This is a genomic window from Serratia sp. PL7, assembly GCF_945957435.1.
On sequence record NZ_CAMFLB010000001.1, the window covers coordinates 785,673 to 799,818 of the forward strand.

23 protein-coding genes are annotated in these 14,146 nt (G+C 54.5%); 16 read left to right on the forward strand and 7 right to left on the reverse strand.

The features are described from left to right. The first annotated feature begins 2 nt into the window (after nt 1-2). Nucleotides 3-986 (forward strand): succinylglutamate desuccinylase, encoded by a 984-nt coding sequence (astE, locus tag N6G83_RS03675; RefSeq protein ID WP_043143868.1) that lies wholly within the window; start codon nt 3-5, stop codon nt 984-986. Nucleotides 987-1,553: 567 nt separating this feature from the next. Further along, nucleotides 1,554-2,636: a porin gene (locus N6G83_RS03680; RefSeq protein WP_025303175.1), complete on the forward strand. Its 1,083-nt coding sequence runs from the start codon at nt 1,554-1,556 to the stop codon at nt 2,634-2,636. A gap of 242 nt (nt 2,637-2,878) precedes the next feature. Here the strand turns inward: N6G83_RS03680 and N6G83_RS03685 are convergent, their stop codons facing one another. Continuing rightward, a complete protein-coding gene (locus N6G83_RS03685) occupies nt 2,879-3,103 on the reverse strand; it encodes a biofilm development regulator YmgB/AriR family protein (RefSeq protein ID WP_016927388.1) in 225 nt (74 codons plus the stop codon). A gap of 123 nt (nt 3,104-3,226) precedes the next feature. Further along, a complete protein-coding gene (locus N6G83_RS03690) occupies nt 3,227-3,418 on the reverse strand; it encodes a YebW family protein (RefSeq protein WP_004934567.1) in 192 nt (63 codons plus the stop codon). 228 nt (nt 3,419-3,646) lie between these two features. On the opposite strand from N6G83_RS03690, the gene lysM reads away from it, so the two are divergent. The 5 genes from lysM (at nt 3,647) to N6G83_RS03715 (ending at nt 6,525) form a co-directional block, all read left to right on the forward strand. Next, nucleotides 3,647-4,093: a peptidoglycan-binding protein LysM gene (gene lysM / locus N6G83_RS03695; protein WP_025303174.1), complete on the forward strand. Its 447-nt coding sequence runs from the start codon at nt 3,647-3,649 to the stop codon at nt 4,091-4,093. 265 nt (nt 4,094-4,358) lie between these two features. Then, nucleotides 4,359-4,514, forward strand: coding sequence for a hypothetical protein (locus tag N6G83_RS03700; RefSeq protein ID WP_016927390.1), 156 nt, complete (start codon nt 4,359-4,361; stop codon nt 4,512-4,514). Nucleotides 4,515-4,537: 23 nt separating this feature from the next. Further along, nucleotides 4,538-4,702, forward strand: coding sequence for a hypothetical protein (locus N6G83_RS03705; RefSeq protein ID WP_162837923.1), 165 nt, complete (start codon nt 4,538-4,540; stop codon nt 4,700-4,702). A 100-nt stretch (nt 4,703-4,802) separates the two neighbouring features. Next, nucleotides 4,803-5,744 carry a pirin family protein gene (locus N6G83_RS03710; protein ID WP_025303173.1) on the forward strand — a complete coding sequence of 314 codons (942 nt, stop codon included), beginning with the start codon at nt 4,803-4,805 and terminating at the stop codon, nt 5,742-5,744. A gap of 427 nt (nt 5,745-6,171) precedes the next feature. After that, nucleotides 6,172-6,525, forward strand: coding sequence for a DUF1304 domain-containing protein (locus tag N6G83_RS03715; RefSeq protein ID WP_260514727.1), 354 nt, complete (start codon nt 6,172-6,174; stop codon nt 6,523-6,525). Nucleotides 6,526-6,546: 21 nt separating this feature from the next. Here N6G83_RS03715 and N6G83_RS03720 read toward each other — a convergent pair whose 3' ends face one another. After that, nucleotides 6,547-6,933, reverse strand: a complete 387-nt coding sequence (locus N6G83_RS03720; protein WP_004927697.1) for a helix-turn-helix domain-containing protein — start codon at nt 6,931-6,933, stop codon at nt 6,547-6,549. Between the two features lie 447 nt (nt 6,934-7,380). After that, on the reverse strand, nt 7,381-7,593 hold the full coding sequence (locus N6G83_RS03725) for a YccJ family protein (RefSeq protein WP_004927694.1): 213 nt from the start codon (nt 7,591-7,593) through the stop codon (nt 7,381-7,383). 183 nt (nt 7,594-7,776) lie between these two features. On the opposite strand from N6G83_RS03725, the gene N6G83_RS03730 reads away from it, so the two are divergent. Continuing rightward, nucleotides 7,777-8,016, forward strand: coding sequence for a DUF2766 family protein (locus N6G83_RS03730; protein WP_025303170.1), 240 nt, complete (start codon nt 7,777-7,779; stop codon nt 8,014-8,016). A 40-nt stretch (nt 8,017-8,056) separates the two neighbouring features. Here the strand turns inward: N6G83_RS03730 and N6G83_RS03735 are convergent, their stop codons facing one another. Further along, complete coding sequence (locus tag N6G83_RS03735) at nt 8,057-8,290, reverse strand: YobH family protein (RefSeq protein WP_004927690.1); 234 nt, start codon at nt 8,288-8,290, stop codon at nt 8,057-8,059. A 161-nt stretch (nt 8,291-8,451) separates the two neighbouring features. Between N6G83_RS03735 and N6G83_RS03740 the strand changes: the two genes are divergently transcribed. Then, nucleotides 8,452-8,610 (forward strand): PhoP/PhoQ regulator MgrB, encoded by a 159-nt coding sequence (locus N6G83_RS03740; protein WP_004927688.1) that lies wholly within the window; start codon nt 8,452-8,454, stop codon nt 8,608-8,610. 81 nt (nt 8,611-8,691) lie between these two features. Continuing rightward, complete coding sequence (locus N6G83_RS03745) at nt 8,692-8,970, forward strand: YebO family protein (protein WP_025303169.1); 279 nt, start codon at nt 8,692-8,694, stop codon at nt 8,968-8,970. Nucleotides 8,971-9,009: 39 nt separating this feature from the next. Here the strand turns inward: N6G83_RS03745 and fos are convergent, their stop codons facing one another. After that, nucleotides 9,010-9,417: a fosfomycin resistance glutathione transferase gene (fos, locus tag N6G83_RS03750; protein WP_197770690.1), complete on the reverse strand. Its 408-nt coding sequence runs from the start codon at nt 9,415-9,417 to the stop codon at nt 9,010-9,012. 169 nt (nt 9,418-9,586) lie between these two features. Here fos and N6G83_RS03755 point away from each other — a divergent pair, with 169 nt between their 5' ends. The 3 genes from N6G83_RS03755 (at nt 9,587) to N6G83_RS03765 (ending at nt 11,737) form a co-directional block, all read left to right on the forward strand. Next, a complete protein-coding gene (locus N6G83_RS03755) occupies nt 9,587-9,889 on the forward strand; it encodes a phage protein NinX family protein (RefSeq protein ID WP_004927682.1) in 303 nt (100 codons plus the stop codon). Nucleotides 9,890-9,963: 74 nt separating this feature from the next. Further along, the gene (locus N6G83_RS03760; protein WP_025303167.1) at nt 9,964-10,200 is read left to right on the forward strand and encodes a DUF4060 family protein; all 237 of its coding nucleotides are present in this window, start codon (nt 9,964-9,966) and stop codon (nt 10,198-10,200) included. Nucleotides 10,201-10,375: 175 nt separating this feature from the next. Continuing rightward, a complete protein-coding gene (locus N6G83_RS03765) occupies nt 10,376-11,737 on the forward strand; it encodes an amino acid permease (RefSeq protein WP_049203952.1) in 1,362 nt (453 codons plus the stop codon). Nucleotides 11,738-11,783: 46 nt separating this feature from the next. On the opposite strand, the gene N6G83_RS03770 is transcribed toward N6G83_RS03765, so the two are convergent. After that, the gene (locus N6G83_RS03770) at nt 11,784-12,074 is read right to left on the reverse strand and encodes a hypothetical protein (RefSeq protein WP_260514728.1); all 291 of its coding nucleotides are present in this window, start codon (nt 12,072-12,074) and stop codon (nt 11,784-11,786) included. A 220-nt stretch (nt 12,075-12,294) separates the two neighbouring features. On the opposite strand from N6G83_RS03770, the gene N6G83_RS03775 reads away from it, so the two are divergent. The 3 genes from N6G83_RS03775 (at nt 12,295) to N6G83_RS03785 (ending at nt 14,126) form a co-directional block, all read left to right on the forward strand. Further along, on the forward strand, nt 12,295-13,329 hold the full coding sequence (locus tag N6G83_RS03775; RefSeq protein WP_197824830.1) for an MBL fold metallo-hydrolase: 1,035 nt from the start codon (nt 12,295-12,297) through the stop codon (nt 13,327-13,329). A gap of 160 nt (nt 13,330-13,489) precedes the next feature. Beyond that, nucleotides 13,490-13,615 (forward strand): hypothetical protein, encoded by a 126-nt coding sequence (locus tag N6G83_RS03780; protein ID WP_260523924.1) that lies wholly within the window; start codon nt 13,490-13,492, stop codon nt 13,613-13,615. A 394-nt stretch (nt 13,616-14,009) separates the two neighbouring features. Continuing rightward, the gene (locus N6G83_RS03785) at nt 14,010-14,126 is read left to right on the forward strand and encodes a DUF2627 domain-containing protein (protein WP_002211058.1); all 117 of its coding nucleotides are present in this window, start codon (nt 14,010-14,012) and stop codon (nt 14,124-14,126) included. The last annotated feature ends 20 nt before the right edge of the window (nt 14,127-14,146 follow it).

Sequence of the window (14,146 nt, forward strand, 5' to 3'; positions counted from 1 at the left end):
GCATGATCGATCTACTGCCCCTGACGCTGGAAGGGAACGAACCCGTCGAATGGCAAGGTGAAACGCCGCAGCTGCGCTGGCGTTGGCAGGGGGAAGGCGTGCTGGAGCTCATGCCGCGGCAGCCTTACCGCCAGGCGATGGTCATGTCGGCGGGCGTGCACGGCAACGAAACCGCGCCGATTGAACTGCTCAATCAGCTGGTTGGCGATCTGCTGATCGGCCGGTTGCCGCTGACGGTGCGGCTGTTGGTGGTGCTGGGCAACCCGGCGGCGATGCGGGCCGGCAAGCGTTATCTGCACAGCGACATGAACCGCATGTTCGGCGGCCGCTACCGCAACTTCGCCGCCAGCGGCGAGACCGTGCGTGCGCAGCAGTTGGAGCGTGCGCTCGCCGCCTTTTTCGATGGGGAACTGGCGGCGCGTTTCCATTACGATCTGCACACCGCCATCCGTGAATCGCGGTTGCCACGTTTCGGCATTCTGCCTTTCCAGAAACGCCCGTACAGTGAGCCGATGTTGAAGCTGCTGGATGCCGCCGATTTGGATGCGCTGGTGGTGCACAGCGCACCAGGCGGGACGTTTAGCCACTATTCCAGCGAGCATCTCAATGCGGCGAGCTGTACGCTCGAGCTGGGCAAGGCGCGACCGTTTGGCAGCAACGATCTACAGCAGTTTGCTGCCATCGATCGCGCTTTGCGGGCGGCGGTCAGCGAGGGGCCGTTGCCGGAGCGCGAGGGCGAGGCGATCCGGGTATTCCGTGTGATGCATTCGTTGATCAAACACAGCGAGGATTTCAAGCTGCACCTGGATGATGACACGGCCAACTTCACCGAGTTGAAACCGGGGATGTTGCTGTGCGAGCAGCCGCAGGAGGACTATCGCGTTGGCCAAGAGGGCGCGTGGATACTGTTCCCTAACCCCACTGTGGCGCTGGGCCTGCGCGCTGGCATGCTGTTGAGCGAAGTTTCCCGTTCTACGCTCTATTGATTTATCCTCGGCGGCGCCGTCAGCGCGCCGCCGTTATTCCGTTCATTATTTTGCTCTGCTATTTCCCGCTATTTTAATTGCCCTAAGGCGAATTTTATTCGTTCCTAATACCTCCTTTTATACGCGTGAATAAAAGGCTGTATCAGGTCGTTATCTGAAAGCCTTAATTGCCTGGTGAGATTGTTAAGATAAAAATGTGAAATAAGTAACGTTTTTAATAACCATGCTAATTTTGTTGTTACTTTTGAATCGCGCAGAAAGCACGCAAAACGAAACCAAAATGCACCAAAAGAGTGCGATGCACCATTTTGGTTATAAGTTATGTGATAAAAAATTCTTATATTCAATAGGTTATATGCTTTCTTCTTGGAAATATTTAGTTACAAATAAACATGCTTTCTCCTCGTTGTTTCATGAACTTTTTGATTTTAAGTTTTGATTCATGATGCTAATGTCACATCACCCCACATTAGGGGGGCTCATAAAATACCAAAAGATAAAATCACAGCCCAAACTATAAATTGGGCGTGACGGGCAGGGTTCTAATTATAATATCTAGGAAAATAAATGATGAAACGCAGTGTATTAGCCTTAGCTGTCGCCCTCGGGGCGATCACCTCCTTCGCCAACGCGGCTGAAATCTACAATAAGGATGGTAATAAACTCGACCTGTACGGCCGCGTTAACGCCAAGCATTATTTCAGCGACAGTAAGTCCAATGACGGCGATATGACCTATGTTCGCCTGGGCTTCAAAGGCGAAACGCAAATCAATGACCAGTTGACCGGTTACGGTCAGTGGGAATACAACGTCCAGGCCAATCACGACGAAGCGCAGGGCACCGCCGGCACCAAAACGCGTCTGGGCTTCGCGGGGCTGAAATTCGGCAACTACGGTTCTTTCGACTACGGCCGTAACTACGGTGTGGTGTATGACGCCGAGGCTTACACCGACATGCTGCCAGAATTCGGCGGCGACTCCTACAGCTATACCGATAACTTTATGACCGCCCGTTCCAACGGTTTGGCTACCTACCGTAACCGTGATTTCTTCGGTTTGGTGGAAGGCCTGAATCTGGCGGTGCAGTATCAGGGTAAAAACGACGGCGACGGTCGCAGCGTGACCAAGCAAAACGGCGACGGTTACGGCCTGTCCCTGGACTACCAGGACATCGGCGGTTCCGGCATCGGCGTAGCGGCGGCGTTCTCTGATTCTAACCGCACCAGCAAGCAAAAAGAGCTGCAGTATGGTAAGGGCGACAGCGCCACTGCATGGACCACCGCAGTGAAATACGACGCCAACCAGGTTTACCTGGCCGCGATGTATGCCGAAACCCGTAACATGACGCCGATCAGCGTCAATGGCACCTCCGGCTTCGCCAATAAAACGCAAAACTTCGAAGTGGTGGCCCAGTATCAGTTCGAAAACGGCCTGCGCCCTTCCTTGGGCTACGTGCAGTCCAAAGGCAAGGATATCGAAGGGATCGGTGATGCCGACCTGGTGAAATATGTGGAAGTGGGGGCGACTTACTACTTCAACAAAAATATGTACACCTACGTTGATTATCAAATCAACCAGCTGAGCGACAATAACAAACTGAAACTGGCCAACGATGATATCGTTGCCGTCAGCTTGACGTATCGCTTCTAAGCGGCAATTTCATTACCTTCATCCTGTGTCGGGAGTGGTAATCAGGCAGGGCGTAAGCCCTGCCTTAGCTTGCTGACAAAGGAGGAAAAAGCGTGGTTTTTCCTCCTTTGTGGTGAGCAGTCGAAAATCAATGAATTGATTTTCCTTATTTTAAAGGTTGTCTTCGGTAAACCTGGTAATGTCATCAGGTTTGTCATTAACCTCAGGCAGGGCGCAAGCCCTGCCTTTGTTTTATCGGGAACTCAGCCTTTGGGTGCCAACCCGACCAGCTCAATGGCGGAACGCAGCGCGGCGAAACGTTGCTGATCCTGCTCCCGCTCTATTTCGGTCACCAGCTGTGAAAGAATATTGCCGCCGGATACTTTTTTATGGTTTTTGATTAACTGCAACACTGCGTCGCCTAACGCCAGGCTGACGTCGCGCAGCAGAGTTTCATATTGCTCGTTGGAATGAGCTGATGCTGGCATGACCTTTCTCTGTCTCTCTCTTCTTCGGGAGCCGCAATTTAGCAAAACAGCGGCCTTATGCCTCGGAGGAAGGCGAAGTTTCTGATGAAATCAGAAATTCCTCAGCATCGCGCGGGGAGGGAATTAAAAATCCGAATATTCGCTGGCTGGCAACCAGAAGCCGTCAATGAACTCTTCCATGGGATAACAACCGGCGTGTCGCAAGTTCTGTTCCTTCATCGCGACCAGGCATTGTGGCTCGTCGCGCAATATGTCGACCACCATTTCACTGCAGCCACCATCCAGATAACAGACAAACATCACCAATGCGTACATCGTTGCACGCCTCCTTCGTCGAGTTGCCTTGTCTGCAACAGTGTAGGTAAAAAAGCACGATTTTTCAGCATCATTGCGCAATTAATCACCGTTGAAACGCCGCTGACGACACTTTCGGAATACTCTACCCGTTTCTGGCGCCGTGAGCGGATGGCATATCCTTTTGACGATGCTAAGCTTAACAAGCCTTACTTAAACGCATTAATGCAACCATCAAAAGGAGTGAATATGGGCTTGTTTAACTTCGTCAAAGAAGCGGGAGAAAAACTGTGGGACACAGTCACCGGCAATGCCTCCGCCGAAGATCAAGGCGCCAAACTCAAGGAGCATCTCGATAAGAGCGGCTTGCCGGGCACCGACAAAGTCGATGTGCAGGTGGTCGATGGTAAAGCCGTAGTGACCGGCGATGCCGTCAGCCAGGAGTTAAAAGAGAAGATCCTGGTGGCTATCGGCAACGTGGCGGGTATCAGCGGGGTGGAAGACAAGGTGGCGGTGACGCAACCCGACGCCGAGAGCCGCTTCTATACCGTGAAGAAGGGCGATACGCTGAGCGCGATCTCTAAAGAGATGTACGGCAACGCCAATCTGTACAACAAGATTTTTGAAGCCAACAAGCCGATGCTGTCGAGCCCGGACAAGATTTATCCGGGGCAGGTATTGCGTATCCCGCAATAACGCGTAGGTCTGCCATAGCCCGGTTGCGTACCGGGCTTTTTTTTGTCCTCTGCAATAGGCGTCTCTTATTTCCCTGCGATCTCCATGCCAGTTACATCTCCCCTGTGTCCCTGCTCGCTCGCCGGCAGGGGCGGTGTTGACCCTGATGGGGAAAATTGATAGCGTCATCTCCCGGTTGAGGCCGGAACGACCAAGGCGCCAACGTGCGTGCCTTATTCTGAGGGGATATTTTGCCCCGTCAAACAGCAATGCAGCAGTTGAACGAGTGAAAACCGATTTAGTGAAACAACAGCGTAACGCCTCAACGGATAAAAATTATCGAGAAACCTTGGGTGATGCGCAATTTGCGATCGTCGTGTTGGCGGTGGCGTCCTGCTCACTGATTATCTTTACGCTGGCGGTCACGCTGTGGGTGACCTGACGCGATTAACTAGGGGAGATAAAATGGAGCCTAATCTCCATGATGAAACCAAACTGCTGGCGATCATCGGCCTGTTGGTGTCCGTGCTGCTGGTGGTATCAATTCTCTTTGGCGTGACCTATTTCTCCGATCTCAGGCACGCGCATGACGATATAGACATCAAGAGCTGCTATATCAAAGCGTCCTGAATCGCGCGAACGCGCTGAGCGTCGCCGCTCTGTGGGGGCTACCCTGTGTTAAGATTGGGGGTACCCTTGGCGAATCGGCGCCATTCAGGAGGTCTTTGCGATGAGTCAGTCACGTCCTACGCTCTCTTCATCTTCACGCGAATGCCCTGTCGTTGACGGCGTGCGCCAGATACAACGTATTGCCGTGCGTAATGCCGAAGTGGGAGGTATCCCGATCAATCGTGCGTTGCCAACTCGGGAGCGGCGCACCGTCGGCGCCTGGTGTTTTCTCGATCACGCTGGACCGACGGTATTCAACGGCACCTCGCCCGGCATGGATGTGGGGCCGCATCCGCACATCGGGCTGCAAACGTTCACCTGGATGATAGAGGGTGAAGTGCTGCACCGTGACAGCCTCGGCAGTGAGCAAGTGATTCGCCCAGGGCAGGTTAATCTGATGACCGCAGGGCGTGGCATTGCGCATACGGAACAGTCGGTGGGCGAGCAGCGGCGATTGCATGCCGCACAATTATGGATCGCGCTGCCGGCCGAACATGCCGACATGGCGCCACGTTTCGATCACTATCCGGACTTGCCACAATGGCAGAATAACGGCGTGAATCACCGTTTGTTGGTCGGGGAATTTGGCGCTTATCGTTCACCGGTGTTTACTTTCTCGCCACTAATTGCCATTGATATGGAGTGGCAGGAAGCGGCGAGGATAGAATTGCCGCTGCGCGATGATTATGAAATCGGCTTTTTGCCCCTTATTGGTGCATTTGAACTTAATGGTGAAACTTTTTCACCTGATGAGTTTGCCTATTTGGGCATGAAGAATAACTCTATTGGGTTAAATGCACGGAAGGGCAGCCGGGGATTATTAATCGGTGGAGTGCCACTAAACGAAGAGATCCTTATCTGGTGGAATTTCGTTGGCCATACCAAAGCTGAAATTACTCAGGCTCAGCATGATTGGGAGCAAGAGGCGCCGCGTTTCCCGGCGGTTGACGGTTATTCTGGTGAGCGCATGACCGCGCCACGCCTGCCCTGGAGCGATGTTTGATAGCGTTAGGATATAATCGCCGCGGTTATTCGGCTTATTTCGCTCTAATAAGACGTAATTAATGTGATCGCGGCTCCAGCTTTAGGACAATATAAGGTTTCTCGGCGGAAAAGTGATCTGGCGCATATAATGACAACGAGAAGAAGTTTAGGATAATCCTCAGGAAGTCAGGTTGTCTCCCGTTAGTCAGATGTCAGTGAGGTCATTATGAGCCAGGTACTCTATCGTGCAAGACTGTCCCATGTCGTGGTTGCCACGGCGTTGTTTTGGGTCTCTGTCGCGGCATTGTTGGTCGCCGTATTAAACTAACCTCAAAAAATGACTCCTGCATAAACCCGCTTCGGCGGGTTTTTTTATCTCTATCGATGGGGAGGTGAGAGGCGGCGTTTATAATTGACGACATCTTCAATAAACGACAGGGATCATCATGAAGCTCTTTGCCGATATTTTGTTGCTGCTCATCGCAGCGCTCCATCTTTATATCCTGGTGTTGGAAATGTTCCTGTGGCGTACGCCACTCGGCAGACGCGCATTTGGCACGACGGCGGAGTTCGCTGCAGCCACGCGGGTGTTGGCCGCCAATCAGGGGTTGTACAACGGCTTTCTGGCGTTGGGGTTGGCATGGAGCTACTGGCGTGAGGATATGGCGCTGCAGCTGTTTTTTCTCGGGTGTGTGCTGGCGGCCGGCGTATTCGGCGGCCTGAGCGCCAGCTGTAAAATTCTCTGGGTGCAGGCTCTGCCGGCCGCGATCGCGATACTGGCGGTCTGGGGGACGCGTTAACCCGCCGGTTTACGGCGGGCTTCAGGCGGATTTTTGATGAATGACGTGCAGCGGCGGATCGATGTGCAGATCGACGCTCAAATCCTGGCGAAAATCATAGGGCGTGATATTAAAACGCTTTCTGAACATGTAGGTGAAGTGGGACTGTGAACCGAAGCCAAAGTCCAGGGCGATATCGAAGATCGACGCTTCACTGCTGCGCAGTTGATAGACCGCGCCGGCCAGACGGCGTTCGCGAATGTATTTGCCGAGCGAAATCCCTGTCGCTTCTTTGAACAGCTTCTGCATGTGCCACAGCGAGTAGCCGGAGTACTCGGCCAACTCTTCGAGATGGATCACTCGTCCGAGGTGAGTTTCGACCCATTTGCTGAGGGCGCAGACCAATGAGAGGTGGTGTTCTTGTATCATCAGTGCGTCAGTGTGAGACCTACATAGCGGTGAAGTATACACAACTTGCCGCCGTGGACAAAAACGCCACCGATGACCGGGGGGGATTATTCGGAAAAACCGTTGAACCGCCGCTTGTCAGCCGAAAGGAAAAACGGCTAATCTGAGACTGTCGCCGCCGCGGTGGGGGACGGAAAGAAGGCCACAGCAAGTAACCGCCAAAACAGAGTCAGCCGTAACAACTCAACGTTGATGGGGTGATCGCATGTTAATGACAGTGATTATTACTCTGGTTGTAATCGTGGGCGTCGGCGCTTTTATGGCGATGCCGGTGATGAGCATGAAAAATGCGGAAAGTGTGGGAGGTGAAGAGCCGTGAGAGCAAGAGACATTGCACGCCGCTGAGCGGGGCGTTCGCTAATCGGGAAAGCCTGGGTCAGAAACCCGGGCTTTTTGTTGCGCGGGCGCTCAAACGTTTTTCCGCTCGACGGTTTCCTCTCCCCAATAAAGCTGGTCGGCGGTGGTTTTGGCAAACGCCTTCTCCAGTGCTTCATCGCTGCCTTCTTCCCAGATTTTCTGCGCCAACACTTCGTCGTTCCCTGCCAGCTCAAAAATGGCTTCGGCGATTTCCACCGAAGTTTCACGCACTGTCGCCCAGGATTTCACATTGTGATTCGCCATAACTTTCTCCTGTTGGTTGTGGCTTATGGGTGGTTTTTGCCACCGTCATGCTGCAAGTATAGGCTAATCCGCCGCGGGCTTTTGCCCGGCGGTGCGCAGAAGGGGAAAAAAACGGGGAGAGCGGGCAATGGCGCGGACGCCGTGCTATTCTGTGCGGCGTTTGAATCAAGAGGGAAAGTTATTATGTCTGACATGCTGAGCAACGAGCAGGAACTGGCTTCCGATCTGGTCGCTTGCCAACTGGTCATCAAACAGATTTTGGACGTTATCGACGTGATTGCGCCGACCGAAGTGCGCGACAAGATGGCGGGTCAGCTAAAAAGCATTGATTTCTCCACGCACCCGGCAGGTGCCGATCCGGTGACACGCCGAGCGATTGACAAGGCGATTGCGCTGATCGAGATGAAATTCACCCGCAGCTGAGGCGGGGCCGCCGCAAAGCGACGGCGTCGGGCGGTGGCGGTTAATCCACCACCGTTTCGATTTTCTTGAACAACGGGCAGTCGGCTACGCCGATGAAACCGTTGTCGCCATTCACGTACTGGGCGATCGCCACGTTGCGCGCCGTCAGGTATTTGCACTGCAATCCCAACCCGCCAACGTTTTTGTTGCTGCCGATCAGCACGCCGTAACCCGAGATCAAAAAACCGCCGTAAATGACCGCTAGCACCAGTACCCACTTAATCAATTTGCTCATTGCGCTTCCTCATTATCCCTGAGGGTTCATCTAGCCATGACTGCCGCGCGACGACAAGGGTAACAGTCTGAAAACCGGGCAATAGCCAGAAATCTAAACGGAAAGTTAAACTTCGTTTAACTTCGCTGTGATAACATGCGCGATAGATTACCCAGATAACAATGAGGCTGCTAAATTTGTTGCGAAAAAAAATCCTCGTGATAATGACGGCCGTCGCTGCCTGCCTGTTTTTCTACCTGCTGGCGCTGGATAGCTATTGCGACGACGGTGGAAATTTTGCGTTGGGCATCTGTTCGGTGACCCGCTTCGTGCCCTGGTAAGCAATTTTCGGTAGGGATGTTCGCACGGCCGCCGCGAGTGCTAAGATGGCGGCCTGAATTTCGCAGTAGATAGGGTTGTCCATGTACGATTTAGGTTTTGGCCAGAACGGCCTGTTGTCGCTGGCGCTCGCCGTTGTGGCATTGTTGGCCGGGCTGTGGGTTTGGTTCCTGGTGAACCGCGCCAGCGTGCGCGCCAACGAGCAGATTCGCCTGCTGCAGGAAATTGCCGAGCAACAACGCCAGCAAACGGCGCTGTTGAAGCGTTTGGCGCACAGCGCAGGCGCTGACGGCGCCGCTGCGGCTGACGACGACGATCTCAGCCCCGCGCTGGATTTCAAAGGTTTTATCCCCGAACGTTGAACATGATGCTCCGGCCGGCGGCAGCGTCGCCGGGGCGTTTCAGTAAAACACCATGCCCTGATACGGTTTTTCCCGGCATGCCGCCAGGCGGCTGGCCAGATCGCCGGCATGGATCTCCAACTGATGCCCATCGGGATCGAGAAAGTAGAGCGATTCGCCTTCGCTGCGATTGCTTTTCCACTCTTCGACGCCGGCCTGGCGCAGCCGCTCGCTGACCCGTTCAATGTGTTCCGGCGCGACGCTGAAGGCGTAATGGGTGTAATCACGCTCCCGTGGTCGCATGCGGGCCTCATCCAATGACAGACACAGCCACAACGCCCCCAACGACAGATAGGCGCCGCCTTGCCAGCGGGCGTGAGGGGTAAACCCCAACAGATGACGATAAAAATCGAAGCTGCGATCGAGATCGCTGACGGCGAGCGTCAGGTGGTTGAGGCCGGTCAACATGCGTGCGTTTCCTGGGCGCTAAACAGAGGAAAAGTGTACGCAGAAGGGGAGAAAAGTTAAAGGGAGCAAAACATTAGTTCAGATAATGTGAAAACCGGCGGCACTGTCATAAAACTGTCTTACAGACATCGTAATGTAGCGCGAACCTTACGAAAGATGGATGAAGCCGATGATTAAATGGTACGAAGAAAGCGATGCCGAAGTGAACCGCAGCATCGCGCTGCTGACCGGAGAGAACCCGGACAAGTGGTATCCCTACGGTGGCGTGAAAGGTAAAGATTACTGCAAGAATCCCTCCGATGCCTGGCCGATCATTTGCGCCAACAAAATCAGTCTGAACCCCGACAACCAAAGCGACAGCCCGCAGTGGCAGGCGCGCATGAGCACCCAGGGCGGTGAATGGCAGGCGGACAGCGCCAGCCCGCTGCGCGCGGCGATGATCTGCTTCCTGATGAGCCGGCAGGCTAACTGAGTCGAACAATACCGGTGATTGGTAAGAGTTTCTCCTTTTTCTAATAACAGAGCTGTCGTTGGCGGAGGCTGTTTATGAAGCGCATTATCAAAGGTGATAAAAACTTGTCTCATCTGGTGATTGCCCATGCGGCGATCGATCGTCATGCCGAAAGCTTTGGCCAGCGTCGTCAGGGTTGGCCCTCGACCTACCTGATAAAATATCAAAACGATCGCGTGGCGGTGGAAGTGGTCACGCGTCGCCAATCTTATGTCGCCACGCTGATGATAGGCGCGCGCAACCTGACCAAACTGTGCGGCATGCCAGGCTGAACGCCGCCATTTCACGCTTTCTCACGGTTAAAAAATCGCGCTCCGCTACGCCGTCTCGGGGCGCTTCTCCTTGATGCTCACGGGGTTAAGTGTTAAAAAGCCGCCCGCAGATACATTTATTGATTGGTGAAATCTTGGCCGATAACGGCAAGGGTGTACGCCATATGAGGATAAGATGGGCGGTCAGCATCAGGATACTCCGCTAAAACGCGGCTTAAAAAACAGACATATACAGCTTATTGCCCTCGGGGGCGCCATTGGCACCGGTTTATTTCTCGGCATTGCGCAAACCATCAAGATGGCCGGCCCCGCCGTGCTGTTGGGCTACGCCATCGGCGGTTTTATCGCGTTTTTGATCATGCGCCAGCTGGGCGAAATGGTGGTGGAGGAGCCGGTCGCCGGATCTTTCAGCCACTTTGCCTATAAGTATTGGGGCGACTTCGCCGGCTTTCTTTCCGGCTGGAATTATTGGGCGATGTTCATTCTGGTCGGCATGGCGGAATTGACCGCCGTCGGCATCTACATTCAGTACTGGTGGCCGGAGATCCCCACCTGGGCCTCCGCCGCGCTGTTTTTCGTGCTGATCAACCTGATTAACCTGGTAAATGTGCGCCTGTATGGCGAAACCGAGTTCTGGTTCGCCATCATCAAGGTGGTGGCGATTGTCGGCATGATCGTGTTCGGCGCCTGGCTGTTGGCGAGCGGCAACGGCGGGCCACAGGCCAGCATCACCAACCTGTGGCAGCAGGGTGGCTTTATGCCGCACGGCTTCTCGGGGCTGGTGATGGCGATGGCGGTGATCATGTTCTCGTTCGGCGGCCTGGAAATGGTCGGCATCACCGCGGCGGAGGCCGCCGATCCGCGTCGCAGCATTCCTAAAGCCACCAATCAGGTGGTGTACCGCATTCTGATCTTCTATATCGGCTCGCTGACTGTGCTGCTGTCGCTCTATCCGTGGGGGCAAGTGGTGGAGGGCGGTAGCCCGTTCGTGTTGATCTTCCATGCGCTGAACAGCAATCTGGTGGCAACCGTGCTCAATGTGGTGGTATTGACCGCCGCGCTGTCGGTTTACAACAGCGGTGTCTACGCCAACAGCCGCATGCTGTTTGGGCTGGCCAGCCAAGGCAATGCACCGAAGGCGCTGACGCGCGTTAACAAGCGCGGCGTGCCGGTGCTGTCCATCGCGCTGTCGGCGTTGATTACTTCGATCGGCGTGCTGATTAACTACCTGATGCCCGGTAAGGCGTTCGAGTTACTGATGGCGCTGGTGGTTTCAACGTTGGTCATCAACTGGGTGATGATCTGCCTGGCGCACCTGAAATTCCGCGCTGCCAAGACCCGCCAGGGCGTCATTCCCAGCTTTAAGGCGCTGTGGTATCCGTTCGGCAACTACCTGTGTCTGGCGTTCCTCGGCCTGATTCTGGTGATTATGTATTTCAGCGAAGGGATCCGTATTTCGGTGCTTTTGATGCCGCTGTGGGTTGCGGTGCTGTGGTGCGGGTTTATGCTGACGCGCCGCAAAGACGCCAAGCGTTAATCTGTTTGCTGCGGAGGCGTATGGCGCGCCTCCGCTTCTCTTCTCGTTAGCCGCGCGGCATAAAGGCGCGCCCCTCTCCGTGCCCCCGCCCCAGCAGTTTCCGGCACAGCAACAGCAGAGTACTGATCACGTCGATGGCCACCACGCTGAGCATCAGCAGGGTCAACATGAAGAATCCGAGCAGCGAACCGCCCAGCAGCACCAGCGGTGCAGGTACGCGCAGACGGCGCAACTTCATGGCGAAATACATTTTCCAGTATAGCTTCTGCGCCAGCAGCGCGCTGCGAATACGGCGCCCCAGGCTTGAGCCTGATTTGCGGGATGTAGAACGACTCATAACTTCTCCTTTTCTGTATGCCCTACAAGTCAATCACAAAGATCTTAAGAGAGTCTTAACGGGCTCTTGGCGGCCCTGGCTGTCTCACCGGAGTGAGACAACAGCATACGGCAAAAGGTCCCGAGATGCAGCGCACGGCTGACAAAGTGCGAGCTTCATCGGGTTTGTTACACTGAAAGTCATGCCCGTGCAGGGCGCAGTGGTCGGGAGAAAAGGCTGGATGAAAAGAATCAACCGTTATTACGACGCGGCCAAGGCGCATCATACGCCGGAGGGATTTCGCAACCTGGAACCTTCGCGGCGTCAGGAGGGGGACCTTCAACGTTGGCAAGATGAACGCAAGCGCCAGGGATTGCCCAAGCCGCCGCAGCAGGGTTACGCACAATTTACCGAACGCTGGTGGCAGCCTGCCGATCTCAGCGGCAGCGACGACAGCGTCTGGTGGTTGGGGCATGCCTCGATGCTGCTGCGGTTGAGCGGGCGCTATATCCTGATCGATCCGGTGTTGTCCGAACGTGCATCGCCACTGAGCTTTTACGGCCCGAAGCGCAGAACGCCGCCGCCGCTGACGGTGGAGCAACTGCCGGCGGTGGATGCGGTACTGATCTCCCATAACCATTATGACCACCTTGACAGGCGCACGGTGCGGCAATTGGCGCGGCGTTTCCCTCAGGCCGAGTTCATCGTGCCGCTCGGCTTGAAGCGCTGGTTCCGCCGTTATCGGCTGAAGGTGCATGAGCTGGACTGGTGGCAAAGTCTGCCGTTGGGCGAGCTGACGGTCTACGCCACGCCGGCGCGGCACTGGAGCATGCGCACGCTGTGGGATCGCAATCGCTCACTGTGGTGTGGATGGGTGATCCACCATCCGGGGCTGCGGTTTTATTTTTCCGGCGACAGCGGTTATTCGGAACGGCTGGCGGAGATTGGTCAACGGCTGGGGCCGTTCGACGTGGCGGCGCTGCCCATCGGCGCCTACGCACCGCGCTGGTTTATGCAGGAGCAGCATATGGATCCGCAGCAGTCGGTGACGCTGTACCGTCAACTCAATCAGCCGCGCGCCATTCCCATCCATTGGGGGGTATTCGAATTGGCGGATGAGTCGCTGGACGAACCGCCGCAGCAGTTGAATCTGGCGCTGAGTGAGGCGGGGCTTGAACAGCATCAATTCCACCCGCTGAAGATTGGCGAGCGCATCGCGTTGCAGGATTCTCAGCAAGCGTGGTCTCTTCGCCCTGCGGTACAGAGGAAAGAATAAGAGCAACGGTTTGAAAGCGCGGCAGTAATTAGCAAAATTGATAAGTGCGGGTGGTGATTCAAATAACCACCCGATCTTCAGGATTTAATTCAACGCCACACTTTTGCTATTCATAAGATTATTCCGGTTATTCGGACTGATGGTTTTCGGATTATTTAGGATGAAGCCACTGGCCAGCGGGAGAGGCGTCTGGACGTTGCATGCTTATGCAACCGTTGTGCAGGACGGTAACATCATCGCCCGCCTGTGTGCTGCTCCTGCTCGTGCGGTGTGGCGGCAGGGCTGAAGGCTGATGATGATGCGTTTTCGACGGTAAAGGGGCGGAGCAGCGATGAATAAATTGGCCCCCGTTCATCGATATTCAAATGTTGCATATCAAATTCCATAAAGATTCAAATTTTTTAACGCTATAAGCGGCAAAAAAGCGAAAATGACGAGACGGACATGCGACAAAACGATGAAAGTTTTGTTAAAACTCCACCAGAATGCGGGGTCTGGTGCGGTGGTTTTTGCAAGCAGAAAATAGCCGATGCTTCAACATCTTTTGGCCTATTTAAGCAAATGTGGCTCTCGACCGTTTCAAATATGTGCGACATGTCGTTCAGTGATTAAAAATGGCTTGCCATCGCATACAGAGTATGTGATAACGCATCTGGGTAAAACGAGGTACAGTTCTGTATATGTGTGGCATTTTCAGTAAAGAAGTTCTGAGTAAAGACGTTAGCGTTGAATACCGCTTCTCTGCCGATCCTTATCTTAGTGCCTCAAGCAGTAACGACTCTAGTTTGTCTATGTAACGCCCACGGGCGGTTTAAAC

What these genes read in the sequence shown, in the direction of transcription:
- astE (WP_043143868.1), top strand. Translation starts at nt 3, where the DNA reads ATGATCGATCTACTGCCCCTGACGCTGGAAGGGAACGAACCCGTCGAA.
- N6G83_RS03680 (WP_025303175.1), top strand. Translation starts at nt 1,554, where the DNA reads ATGATGAAACGCAGTGTATTAGCCTTAGCTGTCGCCCTCGGGGCGATC.
- N6G83_RS03685 (WP_016927388.1), bottom strand. Translation starts at nt 3,103, where the DNA reads ATGCCAGCATCAGCTCATTCCAACGAGCAATATGAAACTCTGCTGCGC.
- N6G83_RS03690 (WP_004934567.1), bottom strand. Translation starts at nt 3,418, where the DNA reads ATGTACGCATTGGTGATGTTTGTCTGTTATCTGGATGGTGGCTGCAGT.
- lysM (WP_025303174.1), top strand. Translation starts at nt 3,647, where the DNA reads ATGGGCTTGTTTAACTTCGTCAAAGAAGCGGGAGAAAAACTGTGGGAC.
- N6G83_RS03705 (WP_162837923.1), top strand. Translation starts at nt 4,538, where the DNA reads ATGGAGCCTAATCTCCATGATGAAACCAAACTGCTGGCGATCATCGGC.
- N6G83_RS03710 (WP_025303173.1), top strand. Translation starts at nt 4,803, where the DNA reads ATGAGTCAGTCACGTCCTACGCTCTCTTCATCTTCACGCGAATGCCCT.
- N6G83_RS03715 (WP_260514727.1), top strand. Translation starts at nt 6,172, where the DNA reads ATGAAGCTCTTTGCCGATATTTTGTTGCTGCTCATCGCAGCGCTCCAT.
- N6G83_RS03720 (WP_004927697.1), bottom strand. Translation starts at nt 6,933, where the DNA reads ATGATACAAGAACACCACCTCTCATTGGTCTGCGCCCTCAGCAAATGG.
- N6G83_RS03725 (WP_004927694.1), bottom strand. Translation starts at nt 7,593, where the DNA reads ATGGCGAATCACAATGTGAAATCCTGGGCGACAGTGCGTGAAACTTCG.
- N6G83_RS03730 (WP_025303170.1), top strand. Translation starts at nt 7,777, where the DNA reads ATGTCTGACATGCTGAGCAACGAGCAGGAACTGGCTTCCGATCTGGTC.
- N6G83_RS03735 (WP_004927690.1), bottom strand. Translation starts at nt 8,290, where the DNA reads ATGAGCAAATTGATTAAGTGGGTACTGGTGCTAGCGGTCATTTACGGC.
- N6G83_RS03740 (WP_004927688.1), top strand. Translation starts at nt 8,452, where the DNA reads ATGAGGCTGCTAAATTTGTTGCGAAAAAAAATCCTCGTGATAATGACG.
- N6G83_RS03745 (WP_025303169.1), top strand. Translation starts at nt 8,692, where the DNA reads ATGTACGATTTAGGTTTTGGCCAGAACGGCCTGTTGTCGCTGGCGCTC.
- fos (WP_197770690.1), bottom strand. Translation starts at nt 9,417, where the DNA reads ATGTTGACCGGCCTCAACCACCTGACGCTCGCCGTCAGCGATCTCGAT.
- N6G83_RS03755 (WP_004927682.1), top strand. Translation starts at nt 9,587, where the DNA reads ATGATTAAATGGTACGAAGAAAGCGATGCCGAAGTGAACCGCAGCATC.
- N6G83_RS03760 (WP_025303167.1), top strand. Translation starts at nt 9,964, where the DNA reads ATGAAGCGCATTATCAAAGGTGATAAAAACTTGTCTCATCTGGTGATT.
- N6G83_RS03765 (WP_049203952.1), top strand. Translation starts at nt 10,376, where the DNA reads ATGGGCGGTCAGCATCAGGATACTCCGCTAAAACGCGGCTTAAAAAAC.
- N6G83_RS03770 (WP_260514728.1), bottom strand. Translation starts at nt 12,074, where the DNA reads ATGAGTCGTTCTACATCCCGCAAATCAGGCTCAAGCCTGGGGCGCCGT.
- N6G83_RS03775 (WP_197824830.1), top strand. Translation starts at nt 12,295, where the DNA reads ATGAAAAGAATCAACCGTTATTACGACGCGGCCAAGGCGCATCATACG.
- N6G83_RS03780 (WP_260523924.1), top strand. Translation starts at nt 13,490, where the DNA reads ATGAAGCCACTGGCCAGCGGGAGAGGCGTCTGGACGTTGCATGCTTAT.
- N6G83_RS03785 (WP_002211058.1), top strand. Translation starts at nt 14,010, where the DNA reads ATGTGTGGCATTTTCAGTAAAGAAGTTCTGAGTAAAGACGTTAGCGTT.